We start from the raw sequence: 6221 nt of genomic DNA on the forward strand, positions 1-6221 counted from the left end.
TGCAAAGAGCCGCAAAAAGTCTCATGAATCGTTCCTCCCTTCGCTGTTTCGTGCCTTTGTGATAAGGAAATACCCCGCCGCTCCAAGGAAAAGGGCCGCCGCTCCCGGCAGGGAGAGAAGCGCCCGGCCGAAGCCCGCCAGCCAGTCGGAAAAACCGGCATCAGGAAGCAGTTTTCCGGCGAGGAAGGCAAGGAAAAAGTATTCAAAAGCCATCCAGGCCAGAAGCAGCGTTCCTGCCGCAAGACAGAGATAACCGGCCGATCGCTTCAGGGACATGTGGTGTAGGGGTTGCCGCACTGCTTCTCCGGGTCCAGCCACCCTATGAATTCATGGCCTCTCGGGTGCCTGTACCGGACGAGGGCCCACTCCCCCTCGCCTCCGAGAACCGTCACTTCCTCGTCACCGAAGATGTCGCCCACGGCGGGGGCGTTCCCGTCGGGCCGTGTTCTCAGGGCGGCCACCGAGCCCGGCGCATAGTTGCGGAGGCTCATTCCCACCAGCTCGCTGAAAATCCAGCCCTTTGTCCCGTCGTGGAGGACCACGGACAGCCATTTATCCCTGTACCCCGTGACCTTCACCATGATGAGGAGGGGGTCGTCAGGCTGGTGGGGAAGGACGGCGGTTACTTTTCCGTTGGGGGTCTCCCGCACGTTGGTTCCCTTGGGATCTGAGTCGATGATGTAGGCCCCGAAATCGCACGTTCCCTGGGAAGGGCGGTACAGGCTGCGGTCTCCGGCAAAGGGTTCCTTTCCTCCTCCGGGTTCCTTCGCGGCCTCCCCGGACGGGGATTCCTCCAGACCGCCGGCTTTCAGGTCGTCGTAGAGCCCTTCGAGTTTCCTGAGCCGGGCGGTGTTTTTCATCATCCTGGCATGAAGAGGGAAGGCCTTGTCGCCGGTTTTGCCGTAGAACCACGTCATGAAGGCCGCTTCCTTGTTCCTGAAATCCTCCCATGACTGCAGGGCCTCGGCGGCGATGACCTCGCCGTTGGAGCCGAAGGCCTGCCCGAGTTTTTTATGGTCGTTCTTGACCTTCATGGCCGCGGCCAGCTGCTCCTCCGTCTGCCCCTTCGGATAGCTCCCGGGAAAGGACGGTTTCCCCCCCCGGAGCTCATCCGTATAGGCGAGCAGCTCCAGGGCCCTCTCCCTTACCACATCCATCTCGGCGATGGCGTTGGCCACAAGCCACATGGTTCCCCCGTCGAGATTGTTGTAAATGGTCAGATAGACGCCGCCGAGAAGCTTGAATTCGCTCTCCCTCCATGGAATCCACGCTCTCTGGGCGGTCCGGAGAAGGGCCTGCCCGTCCTTGGGCAGCATGCCCATCAGTTCGTTGTAGGCCCGGTTGAGTTCCCCGTCCCATTTCTTCTTTCCCAGGTTGGCGCACTGAATGGTCCCCTGGGTGCTGGGGTCGTCGTTCATGCACTTCTCGATCTCCCCGTCCAGCGGATGGGCCGCTCCCCAGGCCGCACCGCAGAAGCAGAGCGCCAGAAGGACGCATAGGGCCGCCGTTTTCATCGCATTCCCCTCCCCTGTCAGTCGTAGACGACCCTGCGGTAGCGGAGGCCGGTCACTCTGCCGCCGCCATCCTCCGGGTCACTGTCGAACATGATATCGATTTCATCCCGTTCGTGGATGTAGAAATAGCGCTCCGGGGACTCCTTTTCCGACGGTGCCCCAAGCCGGGAGAGAGCCTCGCGGGCATCCATGCCCATGACGATGTCCCCGAAGCCCATGAAGCCCGCGGGAATATCCACCGCCTGAAGAGCGCCGTTCCAGTACGTGGCGTTATGGCCGTGGAAGAAAAGGTCCACGATATGGACCGTGGTGTTGAAATCGGGAAGCTTTACCTTTCGTTCCTCCCGCTTCATGGGTTCCCCGTACATCTTCACCGCCAGCGCAGGGGAAATGCCGAAATCCTCCCGGATTTTCAGGGCGTAGCGCCGGACGGTGCTGTCCGTCTCCTCGACGAAAAGAAATTTGCCGTAGATCCACCCCTCGCCGAGCTGGTGGGAAAGCACCCGGTACCACGGGAAAGGCTCTCCCGTTTCCTCTTTGCCGGTCACCACGAGTTCCCCTGTTTCATAGTCGTGGCCGAACCGTCCCACGGCCTTCGCCGAGGTGGAGGGTCCGCTCCGCAGGTTGACCCTCGATCCGGTGACGAATCCCGCCTTCGGCCATTCGTAATTCTCGGCCGCGGCGACGGCGAAGAGGGGAACAGCCGTGAAAACCACAAGGATTGCCGCGGCGATCCGGGCCGTTCGTTTCATGATTCCGTCCTCCTTTCCGCCGGGAGCTTCCCGGCTCCATTTCCGCCGGTTCTATTTCCTCGGCGGGCGCACTTCCACCTTGACCGTACTTCCGTCGGCGATGAACCAGAAGCCGTTGACCTCTTTCATGTAGATCACCCGGGGATAGTCCGCGCCGCCGCTCCGCAGGTAGAGCTGCAGTCCCTTGGGGTGACCTGCCACCGTCCGTTCGATCACCAGTTCGTAGTTGTCCGGGTCCATGGCGTATCCGTTTTCCGGTACGGCTCCCCTGGCGTAGCTCCTGAAGATATGGGCGGTCTTCGGGCTCTTCATCCTGTCGGCGAAGAGTTTCATGGTGGCCCGCCCATCCCAGTCGGGCCGCTCGTCCATGGCGAGGGCGAGCATTTTCCGTCCCTCCGCCCGGGTGGACCTGTCCATGTAGGCAAAGATACCGTCGAAAAAAAGCTTCGCCGCAGCTTCGGGAGTCGTTCCCTCCTGCCGGTAGCGCATTTCGAACTCGAGGACCGTCCTGGGGAGAGCCCCTTCGCACTCCGCCGCCCAGGCCGCGGACAGGAAAAGGACCATGAGGCAGCAGGTCCTGCACAAAATTCTTTTCATTACCGGATTCCTCCCTTCCTTCATTGCGGACGGGCCGCTACCATCCCCTGCCGCCTCCGCCTCCGCCGCCACCGCCGGAGGATCCCCGGCCGCCCGTTCCGCTGCCTCCCCGGTAGGAAGAGGACCCGGACGAGCCCGTTGATGAGGGGGGGCTGTAGCTCGCCGCCGACGACCGGACGTTTTGTGCGAGAGCCTCCGCAAACCGGCAGGTGAAGGCCGCCCTGCCGAAATCCCCGGCAGGCATGGTTTCCTTCCAGCCCGGGACGTATTTCGCCCGTTCAAGGATGTCGCTGAAGCTGTTCGCCCATGTTTCGGCCGTTCCCAGGGCCAGGGCATAGGGCAGAAGCTTCTCGAAGAGCTCCGGGGTCTCCTCCGGAGGATTGAGCAGGGCGAGGCGGTGGCGCTCCGCCGTTCCCAGGTACATGGCCAGGCCTTCGATGCCCTCGGCCAGCCGCGCTCCCCGTTCCGTCCTCGCCGGGAGAATCCTGCCGAAAAAGAAGACCGCGGCGGAGACGAAAACATACCCCCCGGCGACCACAGGGTCGAGACGGAGGGAATTCCAGGTCAGAAGCACTCCCCCTCCCGCAAAGAGAAGCAGAAAGGCCATACCGATGACGTAGGACCTGGAGAACGTTCTTCTTCCTGACGCCGCCTTCGACAGTTCCAGGGCGGCGAGCCAGATAAGCCCGGCGGACAGGAAGAGCAGCACGGGAACGAGTATGGTGTCCAGAAGGTCGGTGAAGAGGGGCGTTTCGATGTACAGGGTCGTCCAGATCATGGGGAGAAAGAAAAGAAGGCCCCCGAAAATCGCCCCGAAATTGCCCGAATGATACGCCCCTGATCGCTGGAAGCAGTTTTTCATGTGCTGCTGCCCGGCGGTGTGGAACGTCTTCCCCCCCGCGGCGGTCACCTTCAGGCCGTCGGGGCCCGCTCCGGCCGCCAGAGTCTCGGCGAGGGCCTTTTCCGCGGGGGAAAGGCCGGGTTCCCCGAGGTCTTTCTCCGTGCGGAGGATGACCGTCTCATCCTCTTTTCCGGCAAACCGGAAAACCCCCTTGACGGCAAGCTGCAGAATGTCTGCGGCCAGCAGTTCGGGCCCGTAGGTCATTTCCCGGAAATACCCGGCGAATCCGGGCTCTATTCCTTCGGGAGGCACGAAGAGAGGGACCACCGGCCTTTTATCCGGATCCCTGCCCCTGCGATGCCACATAAGGAAGTAATATCCGCAAAACAGGACGGCATAGAAGGCCATCACAAGGGATTTTCCCCCCGTGAGCAGCATGGTGAGCCGTTCTGTAACCCCCGGCGCCGGCGGGGACACGATGCCCTTGCTCCAGCCCGCCGCCACGGTGAATCCTTCCCCGGGCTCGAGCCGCCTGAGCGTCTCGAAGGTTCCCTCAGCGGTGCGCCGGAAGTCCTTTCCTTTTTCTCCCCTGAACCCGGTGAAGGCATCCCAAACCGTAAGAGGAGCTCCCCCGGGCAGGCTGATCCGAAAGACCGCTTTTTCGATGGGAAAGACCCAGTCGTTGCCGGTGACGTTCCAGTAGAGTTCGTCGTGCCGGTCGTAAAAACCTGTCCAGCCCCGGGTCCTGTAGACTATCTCGTAGTGGTGGTCGCCGGGGTCGAGAAAAACATCGGCGCTGCCGAGGCGTATCTCAAGGTTTCCCCCCCGCCGTTCCACCGCGGCGGGAACTTTTGTTCCTCCGAGGGTGGCGGAGAGAAGCTCGAAATCAGTTCTCACCGTTCCTCCGGCCTGGTCCCGGTAATCGGTGGGGAAGACCCGTATGATTCCCCGCCGGATTTCCTTCCCCAGCGCCCTCACCGAAATGCGCTCTCTCACGGTCACCGCTCCGTCGGCATGGACGTCCGCGGCAGAGTCAAAGAGGTGGATCTTCTCCTCTTCCGAGGCCGCCGTCGGGGAAAGGGAAAGACACACCGCGGAGCAGACGAGCAGGAAAAGGACAATTCTCCTGGCAGCCTGTCCGGACAGGGCGGCTACCATCCCCGCCCGCCTCCGCCGCCTCCGCCGCCGCCCGATGAGCCGCTTCCGCCGCTGCCGGACGACCGTGTCCCCGAGGAAACGGCTCCGGAAAATCCTGACGTGAACGCCGCTACTCCCGCGGCGGTGGTAAAGGTATTCAGGTCGCCCCGGTACCAGGAAGGCGTGTAATTGGCCGCGGCAAGCACGCTCTGGAACCGGTTCGCCCACGTCTCCGCCGCATCCAGGGCAAAAGCGTAGGGAAGAAGCGTCTCGAAGAGCTGGGGCGTTTCAGAGGGAGCGCTCAACATCTCGAGGCGGTGCTTCTCCGCCGCCGTGATGAACATCCGCAGACCTTCGATGCTTTCATTGAGCCTGGCCCCCTCTTCCGTCCGGACCCTGAGGAGATGCTTGAACACAAGCAGCACCCCCACGCACAGGAAGGGCCCCGGAAGGGACAGGAGATCCACGTCCAGGCCGCTCGACGCTCCGGCGAAACCGGCACCGGCCACGACAAACAGAAAGATGCCGGGGAAAAAGACCCGGACGAAAAATTTGGCGATAAAGCTCCCTTTGCCCGATGGAAGGGGAAGGGCCAGGGGAAGAAGGAGGAATGGGCCGGCGAGAAGGGCGAGAATGGGCTCGAACCGGGGTTCTCCGGAGAGGATCATGAAGATCAGCATGAGCAGGGCATACAGTTCGAAAAGAACCACGCCGCCGATCCATTTTCCGAGATTGGTCTTCAGCAGCGGCCTGCCCCGTTCGCGGAAACCGAGACCGAGACGGCGGAATGCATCCTGGATGACAGGCCTGTCGGCGCTCGAAAGATGAATGTCCGTGCGGGTGGAGCCGAAGAGATCATCGGCGATTCTCCGTTCGTCTTCCGTCAGCCGCGCTCCGGCAAGCTTCTCCCGGTTCAGCTTCAGCCGGTAGGACGTTCCCGCAAGCTTTGAAAGGAGCTTCAGGGCGGTTCCCGCCCCCGAGGGCAGCGTCCCGGCCCGTTTCGCCGCCTCCCCGGCAAGGCTGGTTTCCTCTATCGCCAGGATTCCCCTGACGGCCATGCCCAGGATCATGGCGGCAAAAGACTTGTCGTCGGTCGTCATGGTACGGACATACCGGGCAAAACCTGCCTCCACCCCTGCAGGAGGTGAGAAAAGAGGGATGACCGGCCTGGGCGCGGGGTCCTTCCCCCACCGGATCCAGAAAAGGAGCATGACTGCCAGGAGAAGGACCGGCATGGCAAGATGGACCGGCCTGTAGGGGGAACGGCCCCACCGTTCAAGTATGGGCGCAGGCTCGGAAGGCTGGGCGATGATCCCCTTGGGCCAGGAATACACTACGGTGAGCCCCTCACCCGGTGCAAAGGGGGCAGCTGATTCCACG

6 protein-coding genes are annotated in these 6221 nt (G+C 62.4%); all 6 read right to left on the bottom strand.

Annotation, left to right across the window (positions count from 1 at the left end):
* Positions 1-21: 21 nt before the first annotated feature.
* Positions 22-276, bottom strand: coding sequence for a hypothetical protein (locus C8D99_RS14875; RefSeq protein WP_133959291.1), 255 nt, complete (start codon positions 274-276; stop codon positions 22-24).
* Entirely contained in the window at positions 267-1514 is a 1248-nt protein-coding gene (locus C8D99_RS14880) for a lysozyme inhibitor LprI family protein (RefSeq protein ID WP_133959292.1), read from the bottom strand. The genes C8D99_RS14875 and C8D99_RS14880 overlap by 10 nt, the downstream gene beginning before the upstream one ends.
* 17 nt (positions 1515-1531) lie before the next feature.
* Complete coding sequence (locus C8D99_RS14885; protein ID WP_133959293.1) at positions 1532-2266, bottom strand: SH3 domain-containing protein; 735 nt, start codon at positions 2264-2266, stop codon at positions 1532-1534.
* Positions 2267-2317: 51 nt separating this feature from the next.
* Entirely contained in the window at positions 2318-2863 is a 546-nt protein-coding gene (locus tag C8D99_RS14890) for a DUF6935 domain-containing protein (RefSeq protein WP_133959294.1), read from the bottom strand.
* Between the two features lie 37 nt (positions 2864-2900).
* Complete coding sequence (locus tag C8D99_RS14895) at positions 2901-4862, bottom strand: DUF2207 domain-containing protein (RefSeq protein ID WP_133959295.1); 1962 nt, start codon at positions 4860-4862, stop codon at positions 2901-2903.
* A partial coding sequence (locus C8D99_RS14900; RefSeq protein WP_166670237.1) for a DUF2207 family protein occupies positions 4856-6221 on the bottom strand: 1366 nt, incomplete at its 5' end. The genes C8D99_RS14895 and C8D99_RS14900, both read right to left, overlap by 7 nt.

It is taken from the genome of Aminivibrio pyruvatiphilus, assembly GCF_004366815.1.
Classification (GTDB): domain Bacteria; phylum Synergistota; class Synergistia; order Synergistales; family Aminobacteriaceae; genus Aminivibrio; species Aminivibrio pyruvatiphilus.